We start from the raw sequence: 20,455 nt of genomic DNA on the forward strand, positions 1-20,455 counted from the left end.
CAGACGATCAGGAATCGTCCGGCGGAGGCATCAAAGGGTTCTTCAGCAGTCTGTTCGGCGATGATTCCGGGCCGGAGGAGCAAGCCGGGGATGGCTCCGCGAATATGGACGGATCAAAGAATCAGGAGATGGAAGCTGCGGATGAACTGGGCAAGTCCGGCCAGCCGGAGGAGAAGTCTGCGGAATCCGGTACCGGAGACCAGGCAGCAGACGACTCGCAGCAAGAAGCGAATATTTCAGGAGATTCTGCCTCCGCCGGTGTTGCAGGCCCGGAATCAGAAGATTCCGAAGGAAGCGGCACACCCGAGCAGACCGGAGCAGCGCAGACTGGTGAAGATAATTCAGGGACAGATAATTCGGGAACGGATAATTCAGCTGCGGATTCCGGCGCGGGACAGGGAGCCCGTGAAGACGGCAGAGGCCAGTCACAGGATATGGAGACCTCGGACGAGCTGGGGGCGCAGACGCAGGATAAGGGCCATAGAGGCTTTTTTGCCAGATTATTTGGAGATGATGAAGAGCCTGAGGAGCAGGAGTACGGTCAGGAAGCTGGTCAACAACAGCAGCCGCAGCAGTCTGCTCCCAAGCAAACCGCCTCCAAGCAGTCCGCTCCCAAGAAGGCCAAAGCTGGTCAGGAAGCGGATTCTGCAAGCAAGCCCAAGGACCCTCTGCAACAGAAACGGGACAATGAACGCTCTGATTCCCTGGAGCAGTCGATTACGTATTGGCAGGGCAATGACAAGATACCGAAATCGCTTGCGGATTCCAAGAATACACTGACCGAGGTGCTTGGGCTGGGCTCGTCCTTCGATATTGTGTTCAGGGAAATGTCCTTCGGCGGGAAACGTGCGGCGCTGCTCTGCATCAGCGGCTTCGCCAAGGATACGATTATCGATGAAATTCTGAAGCGCCTGACGTATCTGACCCCCGAAAATGTATCGACAGATGTACTCGCCAGCTTCATGAGTGAATATATTCCCCATGTCCAGGTGGAGAAAGGCGAGCTGTTCAGCGAGAGCATCAACAAAGTGTTAGCCGGCATGAGCGCGTTCTTCATTGAAGGAGAGACGCAGGTCATCATCATGGATACCCGTTCGTATCCTTCCCGCAGCCCGGATGAGCCGTCGATTGAGCGGGTGGTCCGCGGATCGCGGGACGGCTTCACAGAGACGCTGCTAAGTAACGTGGCTCTGGTTAGAAGACGTATCCGCGACCCTGGGCTGAAGCTGGAGATGCATCAGATTGGACGGCGGACCCGGACAGATGTCTGCTTAGCTTACATCGATGATATCGTGGATAAGACCCAGGTTCAGGCCGTTACGGACAAGTTGAAAAGCGTCAATCTCGACGGCATTCCCCTGGCGGACAAGCAGCTGGAGGAAGCGATTGTCGGCGGCGGCTGGAACCCTTATCCGCTGGTCCGTTATTCGGAACGGCCGGATATTGTCGCTTCCCATCTGCTGGAGGGCCGGGTGGTTGTTTTTGTCGATACCTCCCCGAGTGTGATGGTGCTGCCGACGACGTTTTTTGATCTCTGCCAGCATGCGGAAGAGAACCGCCAGACGCCTTTTATGGGGACTTATCTCCGCTGGGTCCGCTTCATCGGGATCTTTGCATCGATGTTCCTGCTTCCGCTGTGGATGCTGATGGTGCTTCATCCGGAGCTTAAGCCGGGCATGCTTGATTTCATCGGTCCGCAAAAATCAGCCAATCTCCCGCTCATTGCCCAGTTCCTGATCGTTGAGCTCGGGGTAGACCTGCTGCGGATGGCTGCGGTGCATACACCGACGCCGCTCGGCTCCGCGATGGGGCTGATCGCTGCCATTCTGGTCGGGGATATCGCCGTACAGACCGGGCTGTTTGTCAATGAAGTGGTGCTCTATATGGCGGTGGCCTCCATCGGGATGTTTGCTACGCCGAGCTACGAGCTGGGGCTGGCCAACCGGATTGTCAGGCTTGCGCTGCTGCTGGCGGTGGCTGCCTATGGCATCCCCGGCTTCATGATCGGGACGACACTGCTGGTGGTGCTGCTGACCACACACCGTTCGTATAACTCCCCATACATGTGGCCGTTTATACCATTTAATGCAAAAGCCATGGCGGAGATCCTCCTGCGCCAGCCGGTGCTCAGCTCCAAAACAAGGCCATCCTTCAACAAAACAAGAGATAACACCCGGATGCCTGAGAATAAGGATGCCCCGCGCAAGTCGTAGGAAAATACAAATCAACTGCAAAAAAGTCCATTCAATGGTGTTCCCTCTGTCTGTTATACTGAATATACTGAACAGCCCCGCAATAAGCCGGATCTGTATTCTGAGCACCTGTTTCAGGAACGCATCGGGGCTACAAATCATATACTAGACAGGGTGGAACGGATTATTCCACAGAAATTGGAGGACTGCGCAATGTTTTTACACGGGACGAGCCGAATCAATGATGCAGGGCATTTGGAGATCGGCGGATGTGATGTAACCGAATTGAAAGCGGAGTATGGGACACCGCTATATATAGTGGACGAGCAATTGGTCCGCCGCCGCTGCCGCGAATACATGGACGCTTTTAGAGCTTCCGGTCTCGGGTTCCAGGTGGCTTATGCCAGCAAGGCGTTCTCGACGATGGCGATGTGCCGGCTTGCGGATGAGGAAGGGCTATCGCTGGATGTTGTCTCCGATGGAGAGCTGTATACTGCGCTGCAAGCCGGTTTCCCGGCAGAACGTATTCATTTCCACGGCAATAATAAGACACCGGACGAGATTGAGATGGCGATCGATGCAGGCATTGGCTGCTTTGTTGCCGATAATTTGGTAGAGCTTCGGCTGCTTCAGTCCATTGCGGCCCGCAGAGAAGTGACTGTTAATATTCTGCTCCGCGTTACGCCTGGGGTTGAAGCCCATGCCCACCATGCCTATGCTTCCACAGGACAGACTGACTCCAAATTCGGCTTCGATATCGGCAACGGCTCGGCCCGTGAAGCGGTCAGCCTGGCCGATAGCTTGGCCAATCTTAACCTGCTTGGCGTACATTCGCATATCGGATCGCAGATTTTTGAGACTGAAGGCTTCCAGCTTGCCGTTGAACGTATCGCCGAATTCACCCGTACCGTCAAGGAAGAGCTGGGAATCAGCTTCCCTGTAGTCAACCTGGGCGGAGGCTTTGGAATCCGTTATGTGGACGGCGACACGCCGCTGCAGGTATCCGAATATGTCGCAGCCATCACAGATGCAGTGAAGACCCACTTCACTGGCATTAACGATTCGCTGCCGCAGATCTGGGTGGAGCCGGGCCGCAGTATCGTAGGGGATGCCGGAACGACCCTGTACACGGTTGGAACCAGCAAGGAAATTCCGGGTGTGCGCAAATATGTAGCCGTTGACGGCGGCATGACAGATAATCCGCGTCCGGCCCTGTATGAATCCAAGTACGAAGCGCTGCTGGCAAGCCGTGCGACTGAGCCTAACGTGGAGAAGGTATCCATCGCCGGCAAATGCTGCGAGAGCGGCGATATGCTGATCTGGGATGTTGAGCTGCCTAAGGTGGAGAGCGGCGATTTGCTGGCTGTGGCTTGCACAGGCGCCTACAATTACTCCATGGCCAGTAACTACAACCGTATCCGCCGTCCGGCAGTAGTGTTCGTGCAGAACGGGCAGAGCGATCTGGTCGTACGCCGTGAGTCCCATCAGGACATTGTTGCCAATGATATCGTGCCTGCACGGATTGCCAAACAGGCTGTTACAAAATAAGAAGACTATAGGGTTGTGCTATAACGGCAGGCGGGAAGACTTCCCGCTTGCTTTGCTTTGTGCTCCGTTTCATAGTAAACTAATAAAAGTGTTCTACATCTGTCATTTCGAAAGGGGTCATTTACATATGACTAAGCAAGCGAAAGTTACACTCGAAAACGGCGGCGTCGTGCTGATCGATTTGTTCGATCAGGATGCGCCTAATACAGTAGCAAACTTTGAGAAGCTGGCAAAAGACGGCTTCTACAACGGATTGTTGTTCCACCGCGTGATTCCAGGCTTCGTAGCACAAGGAGGCTGCCCTAACGGAACAGGCACTGGCGGTCCTGGCTACACAATCAACTGCGAGATCAACCCGAACAAGCACGAGCGCGGCTCCCTGGCTATGGCCCATGCCGGCAAGAACACAGGCGGAAGCCAGTTCTATATCGCTTACGCTCCACAGCCGCACCTTGACGGAGTACACACCGTATTCGGCAAAGTGGTTGAAGGCATGGATCTGGTTGACGCCTTCAAAGGTCGCGACAAGATGACAACCGTTGAAATTGTAGAAGCATAATACAAGCATTCTAAAGACGCCGAGGGGGAGATTGGTCTCCACCTCAGGCATCGCCGAAGCACCCGGCTGGGTTATCCAGCCGGGTGCTTTTTGCCGTTCGGTGAATTGTACAAAATTCTCCAATTAATTTCCTCGTAAGCTCCAAAAAATCCGAATTAAGATACGTTTGTCCAACTAAGATGCTCCTGAACTTGTAGCCATCGGCGCTTGGCGGGAATGAGGAGCATAAGTGCCCCTGAATTCAGCCCCCACCGTTTACCTGCCGAGTTTCTGGCGCGCGGAGGCGCGGCGGGCGGTGTACACCTCCGGCAGCTTGAAGAAGATGAGGAACATCAGGAGAAAGATGACAAAGGCGAAGCCTTCTTCAACCAGCAGATAGTAGGGATAAGGGCCGAAATAGTCCAGTACCGAGAATGTGCTGGGCTTGCGCATCAGGAACATATAGTTGGAGTCCAGCAGCACATTGGCGGCGTAGACGCACGCGGCGACAAGGTTCAGGCAGAGCATGGTGAAGAACAGCGAGCGCCAGGTGGGCTTATATCCTTCGACCCAGGTCATGTACAGGGATGCGAGGATGATCGACCCGTGGGCGATGAAGAACAGCAGGAAGCGGAAATGCGGAAACGGATAGACCAGATTAGGCGTAAGCAGGGCGATGAATGCACCGCCGATCCCGGCAAAATAAAGAAAGCTGTACAGCAGCCTGCTGCGCGTGAGCAGCATCACGATCGACAGAAGCAGGGTAATTCCGCATAGTTCCAACGGCAGGGAGGAGCTGCGGCTCCAGCTGCCATGGGAGAGATACCAGACATGCAGGCCCCCCTCGGAAGCAGCCAGCAGTAGAATCAGCAGCAGGCGTGTGCCTAATCGCAGACCGGACCGGCTGCGCAGGGCGAAGCGGGCCCCAAAGAGCGCCAGGCAGCACAAGGCAATGACAGACAGGGCAATGAGATGTGAGGCTGAGAGCATGACAAAATCGCTGTCATGGGGACGGTCCCAAAATAAATTCCGGTTCATTGGAATCTCTCCTTGAATCCTGAGATAAATTACCAAACATATTTTTGTTTAAATTTAATTATATCTGATTCTAAAGTTCTACTCTTAGGTGATATAAGTATATATCGTATGTAAGGGACAGAAAAGTCAAGTTTACTGGTTTATTTACATAAGATGGACTCTTAGCCCGTATACATAACGAAACTTCAGGTGGAGTGTGTTCTTAGCGGTGCGTTCAGCAGCCATCTTTTTAGCAGGGATGCTTCAAATCATTCAATCGAAAGAACGGGGGCTTATGGGAAATGGTGAAAAAAAGAACAAGCCTGGCAGTAGTCCTAGTCATGCTATTTGTGCAATTGGTCTCAGGGCTGGGCTTCACCCAGCAGGCTACAGCGGCGGCCATTGAACAGGACCGGGACATTATTACGAGCGTATCCATGGCGGTATATGGCCCGGATGGACAGACGGTGACAGGCAGTGTGTATGATGTGGATTCCACCGTGAGGCTGGACTATACCTGGTCGCTTCCTAACGGCCACGGCTATAGCCAGGGAGACACCTTTGCTTTCCAGCTTCCCGAGCAGTTCCAGCTCTTCAATGACATTCAGGGCGGACTGGAATCGGACGAAGGGACGGTAGGCACATTCACGGTCAGCCAGGCTACCCATCAGGTAGTAATGACATTCAACGACTACATCGAGAGTCATGCCAATGTGCAGGGGACCTTACGTATTAATACCCAATTTGACAAAAAAGTGATCAGCGGCAGCACCGTCCAGCAGATTTTGTTCCCGGTGGGCGGCGGGGTCCAGACGATTACGGTGTCGTTCAAGCCAACTGTAGGCTCGACGATTACCAAGAAGGGAATCTCCAGCGGCTTCAACGCGGATCATATTGACTGGACCGTCGATGTGAACAAAAGACTGGAGGCGGTAAGTGGCGCTGCTGTGACCGACCCGATTCCTGCCGGGCTGGCACTGGACAGCACGGTTACACTTGCCGTCTACCAGCTGAATGTTCAGCTTGACGGCACAGTTACGCAAGGCCAGCTGGTAGACAGCAGCAAATATACTGCCGGCGTCTCCGGCGGGACGCTGAAGCTTCAGTTCACGGACCCTGTGATTACAGGGGCATACCGTATCGCGTATACAACACAGGTAGTAAGCGACAACTTGTCGAGCTTTACCAACACGGCAACCTTCACAGGGGATGGTCGTGACCCGGTAAGCGCTTCGGATACAGTGGTTATTGAACGCGGAGGCAGCCTTAACAAAAAAGCCGTCCGTTACGACTGGGGCACTCAGACCATTAACTGGGCTATCGAATACAACTACAATAACCGGACGATCTCTCCGGAGAATGCGGTGTTGACGGATGTGTTCAACAGCTCCCAGGTGCTCCTGGAGAACTCGGTGCGGATCTATCCGGTTACCCTGAATGCAGCCGGAGAAGCTGCCAAGGGCACGGCTCTGAATGCAGGCAGTGATTATACGCTAACGCCAGTCAGCGGTGAATCCGGCAACGGATTCAGACTGGAGTTCAAGCATACGGTGAAATCAGCTTATCTGATCGAATATACGACCAAAGCCGCAGACCGCGTGTTCAGCGATACGAAGATCACCAACACTGTCTCTGACAGCACCTATAGCAGCAACGCTACTCAACTGATCCGGCCTATCATTATCTATAAGAATTTGTCCAGCGTGAATTACAACAAACACACCACCGAGTGGAAAATCACATTCAACGGCGACAACTTCCCAATGAACGAAGTGATAGTTACAGACAGCTTCCCGCAGGGAGGACAGAAATACATCTCAGGTTCACTGGTGGTCCGTACTCTTTCCGGCACAGTGATTCCTCCTTCGGCCTATACTCTGAATGTGAATGCACCAGCTCAGCCTAATGAAGGCTTCAAGGTGATATTCAAATCACCGGTTACAGGTACTCATACCATTAGTTATCAGACGGAATTCAGCAATGACTGGCTTACCGGCAATACGAATGATTTCATCAACGTGGCCCGGATTGACTGGAAGGACAGCCAGAACAAGTCACAGTGGACAGAAGCCAGCGGGAAGTTCATTCCTAATTCCGAGGTGAAGAACAACGGGTTCAAATCCGGGGCGTATGATGCTTCTGCCAAGGAGCTGACCTGGACCGTAGGCGTCAATTACAACAGCAAATCCATTGCCGATCCTGTAGTGACGGATATACTGGGTGACGGACAGTCCCTGGTGCCTGGCTCACTTAAGGTATACAAGATGAATATTGCCAAGGATGGAACGCATAGTCCTGGCGCTGAGGTGGACGGCAATGAGTTCAGCTATAGCGTGGGAAGCGGTAATGAGCTGAGGGTTGATTTTGACAAAGCCATTAATTCGCCTTATTATATCGTGTTCAAAACCAGCCTGGCCGGACAGTTAATTGGAACTAAGGTAGCCAATACAGCGAAACTGCTGGATGGTACGAAGAAGGTCTCCAAGGATTTGAAGGCCACGGTAGATATCCCGCACGGGGATGAATATGTGTTCAAAGACGGCGCGCAGAATGGAGATAAGCTGAACTGGACCATTGCGATCAACCGCACCCAGTCCCATGTAAAAGATGCCGTGATCACCGATGTGCCAAGTACGAATCAGATCCTGCTGCCGGACAGCTTCCAGCTCTACCGTACGGTTACGGCCGTGAACGGCGAAGTGACGAAGAGCGGTCCTGCACTTGTGAAGGATACCGACTACACCTTAACGATCAGCGCTGATGCACAGGGCAGACAGTCCTTCGTCTTAAGCTTCCCTGGTGACATCCATTCTGCTTATGTGTTGGAATATCAGTCGCTGATCTTAGCGAACACTGGCGATAAGCTGGTCAACTCCGTGAGCTTCAGCGGCAATAACGTCAAGCTTATCACCAAGGAGACGACCAAGGAGATTATCGTAGGAGTGTCCAGCGGTTCGGGAACAGGCAGCGGCGTCAGAGGAACGCTTAATGTTTTCAAGCTGGAAGCAGGCAATGTTGCAAAACCGCTGGCGGGAGCTACCTATGAGCTATACCGTCTGAACGGAAGCGATCGGGTGCTGGTGAATACCCGCACCACTGATGCAGCAGGCATCGCGGCGTTCAACAATCTGTGGCTGGGCAGTTATGTCCTGATTGAAACAATAGCACCGCAGGGCTATGTGCTTGATTCCACCGAGCATCCGGTGACGATCGGCTCATCGGCCGTGCTGAATCTTACCTTGTATAATAAGCTGGCGGAGCAGCCAACGCCGACAGTAGCACCAACGCCGACTGTGACTCCAGTGCCAACCGAGACACCTGTAGAGACGACAGTTCCGACTACAGCTCCATCGCCGGTGCCTACAGATTCTACGGGGCCAGAGGCGACACCTGTTCCTACATCGCCAGCTGGAGGTCCGGTATTTACACCGGTACCAACACCAGCCGGAACATTCGAACCGGGAGTCATTATCGATGAGTCGCAGATTCCTGCAGGACCAGGCTTGCCGGGAACGCCGCAGCCATCGGCTCCGGCACCAACTGTGACTCCGGGACCGGCAGCACCTGAAGTGGTGACGCCAATCGATGATAATATCCCGCTTGGCAATCCGGAAGTAGATGTTGAAGACGATCCGGTTCCGCATGGGACAGTCTCGGGTACGAATGACGGCAGCGGCAGATTGCCGCAGACCGGAGAGAGCAGTACGCTGCCGATTTACCTGACGGGTGCAGGCCTGATTCTGGGCGGCATCCTCCTCAGCCGGGTATTCCGCAGAACACGCAAGCAGGACTAGGCAGAATTAGAGCAGCAGAATAGGGTTACAGCAGGGACTGTGCCAAAAGTAACTATTCTATAAGTGGCAACAAAACCTATATTTTCTTCGAAGCTGAATATGAAAAAAAGGAGCGGTTCTCCGTTATTGGAGGACCGCTCCTTTGCTTTTCTGTTTATACACTACATTTGCTCATTTTTGCTCACCTCTGATGAATTCAGGTGTACTTATGCACTACATTTGCTCGTTTTGCTCACTTCTTGTGAATTCAAGTGTACTTATACACTACATTTGCTCACTTGGCTCACCTCTCTGGTGAAATCAAGGGTACTTATGCACTTCATTCGCTCATTTGGGCTGCATTCCGTAATTTCAGAGTCAGTTGGTTTATGCTAAAATTGAGCGTACTAAGATCGCTCTTTTGAGATGAATGGGTTTTGAGCTTTTTAGAATATTAGGTATTTCGTACCCCGCTTAAACAGCGGAGCGGACGGAACGATTGTGTAAAAGCGATAGCGGTCGCCTTGGTCTCCGGATTTTCACCGCTAAGGGGAATGAAAAAAATCTGGAGACCACAGCGATTGGAACAACGGTCCGTTTGCGGAGCGTCCATCCAAGTGCTCACGTTGATCTTACTCCACAATAAAGAACTGCTATACTTGTTGCAATAAATGCTATAATAATTTCAAATTCAAAGTTTCGGAGGGATGGTTCGTCATGTGGAAGGAATTCAAAAGCTTCGCCATGAAAGGTAATGTACTTGATCTGGCGGTGGCCGTAATTATTGGAGCGGCATTCGGCAAAATTGTTACCTCGCTGGTGGCTGACATCATTATGCCGCTTATCGGTCTGATCAGCGGAGGGATTGATCTGAAGGAACTTAGCTTCGGAACGGGAGAAGCTGCGGTGAAATACGGTATGTTCCTGCAGACCGTGGTCGACTTCTTCATTATTTCATTCTCCATCTTCATGGTGGTGAAGCTGAGTACCCGGTTCAGACGCAAGGAGACCGTCAAGGTAGAGGTGGTGGAGACACCCGCTCCGGCACCGGACATCCTCCTGCTGACAGAAATCCGTGATCTGCTGAGAGCGGACAAGCAGCGCGAGCCGGGAGTATAAGGGAATTAAGTTACATAAATATAGTAAATTTCCGAAACACACTTGCATTTCCCGCAGTGAAGTGATAATTTTGTTGTAGGCGTAACTTGGTATTGAACTGAATAGATCAATCCTTCAGGGCAGGGTGTGATTCCCTACCGGCGGTGATGCTGTTGGAGCTGGCTGAATATAGCTGGTTCCGGCGCTTAGTCCGCTACCCGCTTCGTATGATATTGCTACGGACGGTGGACCCGGTGTAATTCCGGGACCGACAGTATAGTCTGGATGGAAGAAGGAGAGATTCACGTGCCGCGCTTGCAACAGGCGGCCGAGCAGCAGTATTTTCGGATATTATGTGCGAACTTTCACAATGGTGAAGGTCCGGCGTTTATTTACGCATATACTCTTTGCTGTGATCACCTCTCGTATATCCCGTCTTGAACTCCTCCTGGAGATTGAGACGGGTTTTTCTGTTTAGGGTTTGGTACACATGAGGAATACAGCCTTGGGATAGGAGGCAAGACATGGATAAGATGAACGATGAGTTTTACATGTCCCTTGCGCTGGATATGGCGGAGCGGGCACAGGGCCAGACTGGAATTAATCCTGTGGTCGGCTGCGTAGTCGTGAAGGACGGCGCCATGATCGGGATTGGCACCCATTTGCAGCGCGGAACCGGGCACGCCGAGGTGCATGCGCTCAATATGGCAGCCGGTAAAGCGCAAGGCAGTACGGCCTATGTTACGCTGGAGCCTTGCAGCCATTACGGCATTACGCCTCCTTGCAGCCAGCGTCTGATTGACGAAGGCGTGGCCAGGGTGGTTGTCGCCTGTGAGGACCCCAATCCTCAGGTGGCAGGCCGGGGAATTGCGATGCTGCGCGAGCAGGGAATTGATGTTGAAGTAGGTCTGCTGCGGGGCCGGGCGTTGCGGCTGAACGAGAAGTTCATCAAGTATATTTTGACGAAGCAGCCGTTCGTGACCCTCAAGAGCGCCAGTACGCTGGACGGCAAAATTGCCACCCGGACCGGAGACAGCAAGTGGATCTCGAATGCTGAGGCACGGGAGTTAGTACATACTCTGCGTCACCGCCATCAGGGGATTATGGTCGGGGTGAATACGGTGATTGCCGATAACCCTTCGCTGACGACTAGACTGAATGTACCCGGACGGAATCCGCTGCGAATTATCATAGACTCCTCGCTGCGCCTTCCGCTGGACAGCGCTGTGGTCAAGGATGGACTCGCGCCTACGGTGGTTGTAACGACAGAGGCCGCCGATCCTGACCGCAAAGCAGCGCTGCTGGCTGCGGGGGTGCAGGTGATTGCTGCGGGCAGCGGTCCGCGTGTGGATCTGCAGGCGGCTATGGCTGCGCTCGGTGCAATGGAGATTGGGTCTATTCTGCTGGAAGGCGGCGGGACGCTGAATGGGGCGATGATTGCGGAGGGACTGGTTAACCGGGTGGTTCTCTTCTTCGCTCCCAAGATTGTCGGCGGCGGCGCGGAAGCAGCGGGAACCTTCGACTTCGCAGGTGTGGAGCTGATGCGTGATGCCATCCAGCTTGAAGGATTGGAAGTGGAAGTGCTCGGGGATAATGTGTGTATCAGCGGCACCCCGGTTCCTCAGCATTAACTCGAACATTCAGGAGGAGGGATGGTATGTTTACCGGCTTGATTGAAGAGGTTGGAATTCTGCGCAGCGTCACCAGCGGCGGGGAGATGATGGTGCTGAATATCGGTGCCTCCCTTATTATGGGAGATCTGAAGATCGGCGACAGTGTGGCGGTCAATGGGGTCTGTCTCACGGCAACCTCACTCGGGGACCATCATTTTACCGTTGACGTCATGCCCGAGACTTACCGCAACAGTACGCTCAAGGAGCTGCGCACCGGATCAAAAATGAATCTGGAACGCGCCATGGCTGCCGGCGGACGCTTCGGAGGGCATATTGTCCAGGGGCATGTGGATGGAACCGGAGAGATCCGCAGCGTCAGGCGCGATCAGAATGCAGTGGTGTTCGAGATTGCCCCGGACCGCAAATCCCTGTTCAAGTTCATCATTCCCAAAGGCTCCATTACGATAGACGGCATCAGCCTTACCGTTGTGAAGACGGAAGCCGCAACCTTCACCGTGTCGATTATCCCGCACACGCTGGGTGAGACGGTGCTGGCCCACAAGCGGGCGGGAGACCGGGTGAATATCGAATGTGATGTACTCGGTAAATACGTGGATCATCTGCTCCATTACGGTTCACGCGCGGGCAATGAAGATGATGGAGGGAGCTCGAAGATCAGCCATGATTTTTTGGCGGCTAACGGGTTCGTATAATCTATAGAACAGGCATACGGCAAGCCGTCAGGTAAGCGTATAGCCATTAGGAGGACAGTAATATGAGCCAGCAAGCTGACAAAGACAGTGTTCTTGACCCGATTGAAGCTGCGATTTATGACTTAATGCGCGGTAAGGTAGTTATCGTTGTAGATGATGAGGACCGAGAGAATGAAGGAGACTTCATTGCTCTGGCGGAACGGGCCACCCCGGAAGTGATTAACTTCATGATTACCGAAGGAAGAGGCCTGGTCTGCGTACCGATCACAGCGGAGCGTGCAGAGGAGCTGGACCTGCATCCGATGGTGTCCCAGAATACCGATAACCATGGTACGGCGTTTACGGTTTCGATTGACCACGCGGATACAACTACCGGCATCTCGGCCGGTGAACGGTCCCAGACGATTAAGGCCATGCTGGACCCGAATGCCAAGCCGGCCGACTTCCGCAGACCGGGGCATATGTTCCCGCTGATCGCCAAAAAAGGCGGAGTTCTGCGGCGCTCCGGCCACACTGAAGCCGCAGTCGATCTGGCCCGCATGTGCGGGGCTTATCCGGCGGGTGTGATCTGCGAAGTAGTGAAGGTGGATGGTACTATGGCCCGCCTGCCTGACCTGATTGAAATCTCCAAGAAGCATGATCTTAAGCTGATCAGCATCAAGGATCTTATTCACTACCGTAACGAGAAGGAGCATCTGGTTACCCGTGAGGTAGCGGTGAATCTGCCAACGGATTTCGGTGATTTCCAAACCATTGCCTATACGAACGAGGTAGATGACAAGGAGCATGTTGCCCTGGTCAAAGGCGATATCTCCGGGAAAGAGCCAGTGCTCGTCCGTGTGCATTCCGAGTGCTTGACCGGTGATGTGTTCCATTCGCACCGCTGCGACTGCGGTCCGCAGTTCGAAGCGGCGCTGCGCCAGATTGAAGAAGCGGGCAGGGGCGTACTCCTCTATATGCGCCAGGAGGGCCGGGGAATTGGCCTAATCAACAAGCTGCGCGCCTACAAGCTGCAGGAAGAAGGGCTGGACACTGTGGATGCCAACTTGAAGCTGGGCTTCGCGGCAGATCTGCGGGATTATGGCATTGGGGCACAAATTCTCAAGGATCTCGGCATCCGCCAGATCCGGCTGCTGACCAACAACCCGCGCAAGATCAAGGGGCTGGAAGGCTATGGTCTTGAGGTGGTAGAGCGCGTAGCGATCCAGATGCCGGAGAACAAGGACAATACCAAATATCTTCATACGAAGCAGGCCAAGCTTGGCCATCTGCTGAAGTTTGACGATATCGAACAGAATGAGGATTCCAAAATTTAATCATAGATTACCTATCCTATACACGAAGGGTTGATGAGTAGCATGCCGAATTATTTTGAAGGACACTTAGTATCTGAGGGCTTGAAATATGGGGTTGTTGTAGGACGTTTCAATGAATTCATTACCAGCAAGCTGCTCTCGGGGGCCCTCGATGCCTTCAAGCGCCATGGCGCCGCCGATGATGAAGTGGATGTGGCCTGGGTACCGGGCGTATTCGAAATTCCGCTGATTGCCCAAAAAATGGCTGAAAGCGGCAAGTACGACGCTGTAATCACGCTGGGTACAGTTATTCGCGGATCTACAACACACTATGATTATGTGTGCAACGAAGTTGCCAAAGGTGTGGCAGCGATTAATCTTAAGACCGGTGTTCCGACCATATTCGGTGTGGTTACGACGGAGAATATTGAACAGGCCATTGAGCGCTCGGGGACCAAAGCCGGCAATAAAGGCTGGGATGCAGCGACTGCCGCCATCGAAATGGCGAACCTGAACAAGCTGTTCAAATAATACACCTCTTGACGAAAGAGCGTAAGTCGTGCTTATTTATAAGTATGAGAAGAAAGCATGAACATAGATCTTTCTACTTGTGTAGCGTCCATGCGGCGCTGCACTTTACTTTTTTTGGGCTGGAGGAAACCGCGTGACTGTATTGTACAAGCTGGAGACGTTCGAAGGTCCGCTCGATCTGCTCTTGCATCTGATTGACAAGGCGGAAATCGACATCCAGGACATTCCGGTCAGCGAGATCACCGAGCAGTATATGGAATTCCTACAGGGAATGAAGGAGCTGGAGCTGGATATTACCAGTGAATTTCTGGTGATGGCGGCCACTCTCCTGTCGATTAAGAGCAAAATGCTGCTGCCGAAGCCGCCCGTCATTGAAATCGAGGACTTCGATTATTATGAGGATGACGGCTATGATCCGCGTGCGGAGCTGGTACAGCGCCTGATTGAATACCGCAAGTTCAAAAGCATCGCGGTGCAGCTGCTGGATATGGAGAGCGAGCGCAGCCTGATTTTTACGAAGGAGCCGGAAGACCTGGGCCCCTTCGTTCCTGCGCAGACGGACAATACACTCAAGGGTCTGCATACCGCTGATCTGATCGCTGCGTTCCGCAAGGCGCTAAGCAAGGCTGCCCGGCGCACCTCATACCAGCGGATCACCCGGGATGAGATTTCGGTCAAGGACCGGATTCGTGAGGTATCGGAAGCCCTGCAGCGCAAAGGGACCGGAGGCAGAGTACGGTTCTCATCCCTGCTGCACGACGAGATGGCCCGGCATGAGATTGTGGTTACCTTCCTGGCTATCCTGGAGCTGATGAAGATGAAGGCGATTGTCTGTTACCAGGAGAAATTATTTGAGGATATTGTCATGGAATGGAGAGGAGGAGAGGATACCCATGGATTACAACACGCTGAAATCAATTATTGAAGGCCTGCTCTTTCTGTCAGGCGATGAAGGTCTGTCGGTCCGGCAGATTGCCGAGATTACCGAGCAGCGGCCCGATCTGGCTTCCAGGGCGCTGGAAGATTTAAGAGAAGATTACCACTCACAGAGCCGTGGGCTTCAGGTGGTGCAGATTGCCGGTAATTACCGGCTGGCGACACTCCCGGAGCATGCGCAGTATTTCGAGCGTCTGGCGTATTCGCCCTCCAGATCATCCCTGTCCCAGGCGGCGCTGGAGACACTCGCGATTGTGGCTTACCGCCAGCCTATCACGAGAGTGGAGATCGAGGAGATCCGGGGCGTCAAATCCGAACGGGCCATCCACACGCTGGGCAACAAGGATCTGATCCACGAGGTGGGCCGGGCGGAGGCTGTCGGGCGTCCGATTCTGTACGGCACGACCAAGTCCTTCCTGGACAGCTTCGGGCTGGCCAGCCTGAAGGAGCTGCCGGAGCCGTCGAGCTTCGATACCTCCGAGGGTCTGGAAGAGGAGACCCAGCTGCTGTTCAGCAAGCTGGACAGCCAGATGACTTTTGATGAGCCGGAATAACCGCAGCGAATTGCCGCTGTAATAGAGATGCCGTTGTCCCCGCCGGGGCAGCGGCATTTTTTCATGAAAAAATGGAGATTTTTGCGAAATCACCGAATGTTATCCAGTCGTAATTGCCATACTAATCCAGAGGCTCCACATTTATTATTCTAAAGGCTGCTTGGAGGTTAAACGTGTGACGTTATGGTTAGCAATACCCTTAATCCTGCTGCTGCTCGTTATTCTGCTGTTCCTGCTGGTTCTGGCGTCATCGATTCATTTTCACTTCCATGTACGCAGGCTGGGCAAGGATGACCGCATCGAATTCGACATCAAAGCTGTATATGGCCTCGTTAAATTTCATTATGAGGTGCCCGCGCTGGTCTTCCAGAGTATCGAACAGGGAATTAAGCTCAAGGTGGAGAAAAGCGGAATGGCGCCGGTGAAGCGGGACAGCGAGAAGGAACAACAGGTCGATAAAGAATCAGTCACGCAATGGCTAAAGAACATACGTACTGCACTTAAATCCACCCGTGGGCTGAAAAAATGGCTGAGAGGTACCTTGTCCCATGTGAAAATTTCGCAATTCGACTGGTCTACGGACTTCTCCCTGGGGGATGCTGCAACAACCGCCACAGCGGTAGGGGCCGTATGGGGCTTTAAATGGACGATAATCGGAGCCGTATCCTGCTTCGTCCGGCTGATGCACAATCCGAGGATATTTGTGGCTCCCGTGTTTCGGGATGAGCCGTCTTTTGCAACAGAAGCGGTTTGTGCCGGTAAACTGTCAGCCGGATATGCGCTCTATGCGGGGCTACTCCTGCTGCGCCGTGTCTCGAAGGTGGAAGGCGGCCTGGGCCGGTGGAAGAAATTGCTGAGCCGTGAGTATTCCTAAAAAAACTACATACTCCAATCCATAGTGGGCAAGCTAAATACTGCAGGTACATTTATATACACTCAAGGAGGAGACAAACAATGTCAGATCATCCGATTCAAGGTCTCATGCAGACCGCAATGGAAAATATTAAAGGCATGGTTGATGTAAATACAATTGTTGGAGATCCGGTTGAAACGCCCGATGGCACAGTCATTCTGCCGATTAGCAAGGTGACGTTCGGTTTCGCAGCAGGCGGCAGTGACTTCAGGGTGGAGGATGAGGCTCCGGGCGTGAACAGCAGCGGGTCCGGTGTCAAAATGCTTCCCTTCGGGGGCGGCAGCGGGGGCGGCGTGTCCATTCGTCCAATCGCTTTTCTGGTCGTTGGCAGGGAAGGGGTACATATTGTGCCGCTGGATAATCAGACGCATCTGTTCGAGAAAATCATTGATGCCACGCCTAACCTGCTCGACAAAATCCAGAATATGTTCCAGCCCGGCATGGTTCCCGAAGCTTCAGACATTCCCGGCTCGAAGGTAACCAAAACCGTTGTGGAGACCGGGTCCGGTTCATCGGATCATTCGTCAGCGCATTAGGGTACGTCAACACATTAGGATACAAGGAAATAACAAATTAGCGGGGATATCACCTTAGAGGGTGGTATCCCTTTTTTGCCGGATGATAGAGGATAGGACATACCTGCCCTCTGCACCGCATACACTTGTACAACCAGGCAAGACTGATGAACCGTTGCGTAAGGAACGGATAAGAAGCCGGAGGATGAACATGAAGATATTAACCCGAAAATCTATGCTGTCCTTACTGTTGTGTGCGCTGCTGCTTGCGCTGGTACCGGTGTCTGCCGTTAGTGCAGAGAACCGTTCGATCTCCACTCATGCCAGGGCGGCGGCGCTGATTGATGTGACATCCGGAAGAATTCTGTACAGCAGCCGCGGGGATGAACCGATGCTGATTGCCAGTCTGACCAAAATTATGACCGCTCTTGTGGCGATAGAGAACAGCGATATTACGTCGAAGGTCAAGGTTGGTAAAAATGCTTTTGCCAAGGAGGGCTCCTCTCTGTACCTCAAAATGGGCGAGGAAATGACGCTGAAGGATATGCTCTATGGGCTGATGCTGCGCTCCGGTAATGATGCAGCAACTGCAATTGCCGAGCATGTCGGAGGTTCGGAGCAGGGGTTCGTTTACCTGATGAATGCCAAGGCGCAGGAGCTGAATTTGAAAAATACGCATTTTGCCAATCCGCATGGATTAGATGCAGAAGGCCACTTTTCCAGTGCGAATGATCTGGCCGTATTGACCGCTTATGCGATGCATAACCCGGTATTCAAGGAGATTGTAGCGACCAAAGAGAAGACGGCGGACAATCCTTATGAGAAGTGGGACTACAAGTGGAGCAACAAAAACAAGATGCTGCGCCTCTACGAAGGGGCGGACGGGGTGAAGACGGGGTATACCAAAAAAGCGCTGCGGTGCCTGGTCAGCTCCGCTACAAGGGACGGGCAGCAGCTCGTGGCGGTTACGCTGAACGACGGCAATGACTGGAACGACCATGCCTCGCTGCTGGACTTCGGCTTCAACCACTATCCTCTGAAGACGCTGGTCGAGCGGGGTGAAGCCGTCAAAGGCTACAGTCTGGTGACCGGCAAAGCTTTCGCGTATCCGCTTGGTCAGGGGGAGGAAGCCAGGCTCGTGAACAAGCTGGAGCTTAGTGCAGATCCGCAGGCTTCTGCGGGTGGCGATACTGCGGGTACGGGGAGTGCAGGGAGTGCAGGTGTAGGCTCCAGTGTAAGTGCAGGTGCGGGTAGGGCTAGTGTGAATGCCAGTGGGAGTGAGGGCGATGTTAACTTCGGGCTCAGAGGTGTGATTATTTTGCAGCTGGGAGATAAGGAGATCGGGCGGGTTCCCGTGTACACGCCTAGCCAGCTCCCGCCGGAGACCACGCCGTATGTGGAAAAATACAACGCTGCGAGCGCCACCGCCTATCCGGCGGGCAACTGGCTGCAGGCGTTCGGCAGTGCACTGCGGGCGTTGTTCCATACGGGGGGATAAAAAATGAAGCGGGGGAGGGGATAACCATGTTAAATGGAATCTGGCTGGGGATGATTCTGATCGGGTTTGGCTTTGCGGCGGTTAACGGACGGATGAACGAATTCACCGCCGCTGTATTCGATGGTGCGAAGAGCGGAGTGACCGTCAGCTTCGGGCTGATCAGCGTGCTGGTGTTCTGGCTGGGAATTATGCGGATTGCGGAGGATGCCGACCTGCTGAAGAAAATCTCCAGAGTGCTGGGTCCGGTTGTCTCCTTTCTATTCCCGGATGTGCCCAAAGGGCATCCCGCAATCGGCTACATCCTCTCCAATATGAGCGCCAACCTGCTGGGGCTGGGGAATGCGGCCACTCCGATGGGCATTAAGGCGATGCAGGAGCTCCAGACACTGAACCCGGATAAGGAGACCGCTACACCAGCGATGTGTACACTGCTTGCGCTGAACACCGCCAGCATCACCCTGATTCCGGCGACCCTGATTGCGATCCGGCTGAATTACGGATCGGCGGACCCGGCTGCCATCGTCGGGACCACGCTGGCAGCGACGGCGGTGGCTACCCTGGCAGCGATTGCTGCAGACAGGCTGTTCCGTCGCCTGACCCTGCTCCGCAGGCCGCCCGGACCGCCGCCGGTTCTGAAGACCGGGACAGGCCCGGCGACCGGGAGCGGGGCGCTTCCACAATCTTCGGTGAAAGGGTGACCGTCCGTGTTACAACTGATCAGTCTGATCTCTGCCTGGGCGATTCCGGTTATGGTCACCTTTATTCCGCTGTATGCCTTCACGCGCAAGGTTCCGGTCTATGAATCTTTCGTGGAGGGTGCGAAGGACGGGTTCGGTACCGCCATTGCGATTATCCCCCATCTGGTCGGCATGCTAGTGGCGATCAGTGTGTTCCGCGCGTCCGGTGCGCTGGACTTCCTCATGGGCTTTGTAAGCCCTCTGATGGAGGGACTGGGTATTCCGTCAGAGGTGCTTCCGCTCGGTCTCCTGCGCCCGCTGACGGGCACTGGATCACTTGCCTATACCACAGACCTGATCCGCGTCCACGGCCCGGACTCTCTCATCGGTATGATTGCTTCTACTATACAGGGCAGCACAGACACCACCCTGTATGTGCTGACTGTGTATTTCGGCGCCGTAGGCATCCGCAACGGCCGCTATGCTCTTAAGGTGGGCTTGTTCTCGGACATCGTCGGCTTTATCGCTGCCATTGCTGTTTGTCTGCTGGTGTTCGGGTAGGAAGGCGCGAGTGGAGGGGATAGGTTGATAGATGGATTTCCTCTACTTGCTGCTAGACGAATGAGCGTTGTTGAGACAGTAGTTGGAAAAACGAAACTTAATTATACACGTTATCACTAATATGGTTAAATTAAACAAATTAAATGCCCTTTTTCCACTTGCTTCAACCAATTTCCCCGAAACTCATAAATTAAGATACGTTTCTCCAATTGCTTGCCTTTAGGCGAGAGCCAATGAAGGGTATTAATGCACCTGATTTCAGGAAAAGTCGGCCAGATGAGCAGATAAAGGGTATTAATGCACCTGATTCCAGGAAAAGAAAGCTTAATGAGCAAATGAAGGGTATTAGTACACCTGATTCCCGTAAAAGTCGGCCAGATCTCTTAAGCCCCCTAATCAAAGTGGAGACCTTGACATGTAAGAGGTACACTAAGAAGAGGGAGTGGAGCCGATGAGAAGCAACAAGTTGTACGACGAACAGCG

17 protein-coding genes and 1 riboswitch are annotated in these 20,455 nt (G+C 53.4%); of the genes, 16 read left to right on the forward strand and 1 reads right to left on the reverse strand.

The genetic code is table 11. The features are described 5' to 3' along the window. The first annotated feature begins 452 nt into the window (after nucleotides 1–452). The 3 genes from ACFSX3_RS14970 (at nucleotide 453) to ACFSX3_RS14980 (ending at nucleotide 4,299) form a co-directional block, all read left to right on the forward strand. A complete protein-coding gene (locus ACFSX3_RS14970) occupies nucleotides 453–2,213 on the forward strand; it encodes a spore germination protein (protein ID WP_379312980.1) in 1,761 nt (586 codons plus the stop codon). Between the two features lie 192 nt (nucleotides 2,214–2,405). Continuing rightward, the gene (gene lysA, locus ACFSX3_RS14975) at nucleotides 2,406–3,740 is read left to right on the forward strand and encodes a diaminopimelate decarboxylase (RefSeq protein ID WP_209984146.1); all 1,335 of its coding nucleotides are present in this window, start codon (nucleotides 2,406–2,408) and stop codon (nucleotides 3,738–3,740) included. Nucleotides 3,741–3,867: 127 nt separating this feature from the next. Next, complete coding sequence (locus tag ACFSX3_RS14980) at nucleotides 3,868–4,299, forward strand: peptidylprolyl isomerase (protein WP_036698220.1); 432 nt, start codon at nucleotides 3,868–3,870, stop codon at nucleotides 4,297–4,299. A gap of 255 nt (nucleotides 4,300–4,554) precedes the next feature. Here the strand turns inward: ACFSX3_RS14980 and ACFSX3_RS14985 are convergent, their stop codons facing one another. Then, complete coding sequence (locus ACFSX3_RS14985) at nucleotides 4,555–5,316, reverse strand: YwaF family protein (protein WP_209984143.1); 762 nt, start codon at nucleotides 5,314–5,316, stop codon at nucleotides 4,555–4,557. A gap of 281 nt (nucleotides 5,317–5,597) precedes the next feature. Here ACFSX3_RS14985 and ACFSX3_RS14990 point away from each other — a divergent pair, with 281 nt between their 5' ends. The 13 genes from ACFSX3_RS14990 to ACFSX3_RS15050 all read left to right on the forward strand — a co-directional run bounded on the left by ACFSX3_RS14990 (nucleotide 5,598) and on the right by ACFSX3_RS15050 (nucleotide 19,972). After that, nucleotides 5,598–9,089: a collagen binding domain-containing protein gene (locus ACFSX3_RS14990; RefSeq protein WP_209984140.1), complete on the forward strand. Its 3,492-nt coding sequence runs from the start codon at nucleotides 5,598–5,600 to the stop codon at nucleotides 9,087–9,089. 696 nt (nucleotides 9,090–9,785) lie between these two features. Next, nucleotides 9,786–10,187, forward strand: coding sequence for a large conductance mechanosensitive channel protein MscL (gene mscL / locus ACFSX3_RS14995; RefSeq protein ID WP_209984135.1), 402 nt, complete (start codon nucleotides 9,786–9,788; stop codon nucleotides 10,185–10,187). A gap of 106 nt (nucleotides 10,188–10,293) precedes the next feature. Next, nucleotides 10,294–10,467, forward strand: a riboswitch (FMN riboswitch). Between the two features lie 223 nt (nucleotides 10,468–10,690). Continuing rightward, the gene (gene ribD / locus ACFSX3_RS15000) at nucleotides 10,691–11,797 is read left to right on the forward strand and encodes a bifunctional diaminohydroxyphosphoribosylaminopyrimidine deaminase/5-amino-6-(5-phosphoribosylamino)uracil reductase RibD (protein WP_209984131.1); all 1,107 of its coding nucleotides are present in this window, start codon (nucleotides 10,691–10,693) and stop codon (nucleotides 11,795–11,797) included. Nucleotides 11,798–11,823: 26 nt separating this feature from the next. Next, nucleotides 11,824–12,492: a riboflavin synthase gene (ribE, locus tag ACFSX3_RS15005; RefSeq protein ID WP_209984128.1), complete on the forward strand. Its 669-nt coding sequence runs from the start codon at nucleotides 11,824–11,826 to the stop codon at nucleotides 12,490–12,492. Nucleotides 12,493–12,554: 62 nt separating this feature from the next. After that, complete coding sequence (locus ACFSX3_RS15010; RefSeq protein WP_209984123.1) at nucleotides 12,555–13,808, forward strand: bifunctional 3,4-dihydroxy-2-butanone-4-phosphate synthase/GTP cyclohydrolase II; 1,254 nt, start codon at nucleotides 12,555–12,557, stop codon at nucleotides 13,806–13,808. Nucleotides 13,809–13,850: 42 nt separating this feature from the next. Beyond that, nucleotides 13,851–14,318, forward strand: a complete 468-nt coding sequence (gene ribH / locus ACFSX3_RS15015; protein WP_036698212.1) for a 6,7-dimethyl-8-ribityllumazine synthase — start codon at nucleotides 13,851–13,853, stop codon at nucleotides 14,316–14,318. Nucleotides 14,319–14,451: 133 nt separating this feature from the next. After that, nucleotides 14,452–15,243, forward strand: a complete 792-nt coding sequence (locus ACFSX3_RS15020; RefSeq protein ID WP_209984119.1) for a segregation and condensation protein A — start codon at nucleotides 14,452–14,454, stop codon at nucleotides 15,241–15,243. Next, nucleotides 15,212–15,808 carry an SMC-Scp complex subunit ScpB gene (gene scpB / locus ACFSX3_RS15025; RefSeq protein ID WP_209984117.1) on the forward strand — a complete coding sequence of 199 codons (597 nt, stop codon included), beginning with the start codon at nucleotides 15,212–15,214 and terminating at the stop codon, nucleotides 15,806–15,808. Before ACFSX3_RS15020 ends, scpB begins: the two co-directional genes overlap by 32 nt. A 175-nt stretch (nucleotides 15,809–15,983) precedes the next feature. Continuing rightward, nucleotides 15,984–16,682: a DUF2953 domain-containing protein gene (locus ACFSX3_RS15030; protein WP_209984114.1), complete on the forward strand. Its 699-nt coding sequence runs from the start codon at nucleotides 15,984–15,986 to the stop codon at nucleotides 16,680–16,682. An 80-nt stretch (nucleotides 16,683–16,762) separates the two neighbouring features. Then, nucleotides 16,763–17,257 (forward strand): GerW family sporulation protein, encoded by a 495-nt coding sequence (gene ytfJ, locus ACFSX3_RS15035; protein WP_209984111.1) that lies wholly within the window; start codon nucleotides 16,763–16,765, stop codon nucleotides 17,255–17,257. A 184-nt stretch (nucleotides 17,258–17,441) separates the two neighbouring features. Further along, a complete protein-coding gene (locus ACFSX3_RS15040; protein ID WP_379312970.1) occupies nucleotides 17,442–18,734 on the forward strand; it encodes a D-alanyl-D-alanine carboxypeptidase family protein in 1,293 nt (430 codons plus the stop codon). A 26-nt stretch (nucleotides 18,735–18,760) separates the two neighbouring features. Continuing rightward, entirely contained in the window at nucleotides 18,761–19,432 is a 672-nt protein-coding gene (locus tag ACFSX3_RS15045) for a nucleoside recognition domain-containing protein (protein WP_209984105.1), read from the forward strand. A gap of 6 nt (nucleotides 19,433–19,438) precedes the next feature. After that, nucleotides 19,439–19,972 (forward strand): spore maturation protein, encoded by a 534-nt coding sequence (locus ACFSX3_RS15050; protein ID WP_339218805.1) that lies wholly within the window; start codon nucleotides 19,439–19,441, stop codon nucleotides 19,970–19,972. Nucleotides 19,973–20,455 lie beyond the last annotated feature (483 nt).

Source organism: Paenibacillus rhizoplanae (assembly GCF_042684125.1).
GTDB classification, from domain to species: Bacteria; Bacillota; Bacilli; order Paenibacillales; family Paenibacillaceae; genus Paenibacillus_AQ; species Paenibacillus_AQ rhizoplanae.

Bases quoted from the DNA above. Each gene is read 5' to 3' on its own strand.
- ACFSX3_RS14990 (WP_209984140.1), top strand. From the start codon at position 5,598: ATGGTGAAAAAAAGAACAAGCCTGGCAGTAGTCCTAGTCATGCTATTT.
- mscL (WP_209984135.1), top strand. From the start codon at position 9,786: ATGTGGAAGGAATTCAAAAGCTTCGCCATGAAAGGTAATGTACTTGAT.
- ribH (WP_036698212.1), top strand. From the start codon at position 13,851: ATGCCGAATTATTTTGAAGGACACTTAGTATCTGAGGGCTTGAAATAT.
- ACFSX3_RS15010 (WP_209984123.1), top strand. From the start codon at position 12,555: ATGAGCCAGCAAGCTGACAAAGACAGTGTTCTTGACCCGATTGAAGCT.
- ytfJ (WP_209984111.1), top strand. From the start codon at position 16,763: ATGTCAGATCATCCGATTCAAGGTCTCATGCAGACCGCAATGGAAAAT.
- ACFSX3_RS15045 (WP_209984105.1), top strand. From the start codon at position 18,761: ATGTTAAATGGAATCTGGCTGGGGATGATTCTGATCGGGTTTGGCTTT.
- ACFSX3_RS14985 (WP_209984143.1), bottom strand. From the start codon at position 5,316: ATGAACCGGAATTTATTTTGGGACCGTCCCCATGACAGCGATTTTGTC.
- ACFSX3_RS15040 (WP_379312970.1), top strand. From the start codon at position 17,442: ATGAACATGAAGATATTAACCCGAAAATCTATGCTGTCCTTACTGTTG.
- scpB (WP_209984117.1), top strand. From the start codon at position 15,212: ATGGATTACAACACGCTGAAATCAATTATTGAAGGCCTGCTCTTTCTG.
- lysA (WP_209984146.1), top strand. From the start codon at position 2,406: ATGTTTTTACACGGGACGAGCCGAATCAATGATGCAGGGCATTTGGAG.
- ribD (WP_209984131.1), top strand. From the start codon at position 10,691: ATGGATAAGATGAACGATGAGTTTTACATGTCCCTTGCGCTGGATATG.
- ACFSX3_RS14980 (WP_036698220.1), top strand. From the start codon at position 3,868: ATGACTAAGCAAGCGAAAGTTACACTCGAAAACGGCGGCGTCGTGCTG.
- ribE (WP_209984128.1), top strand. From the start codon at position 11,824: ATGTTTACCGGCTTGATTGAAGAGGTTGGAATTCTGCGCAGCGTCACC.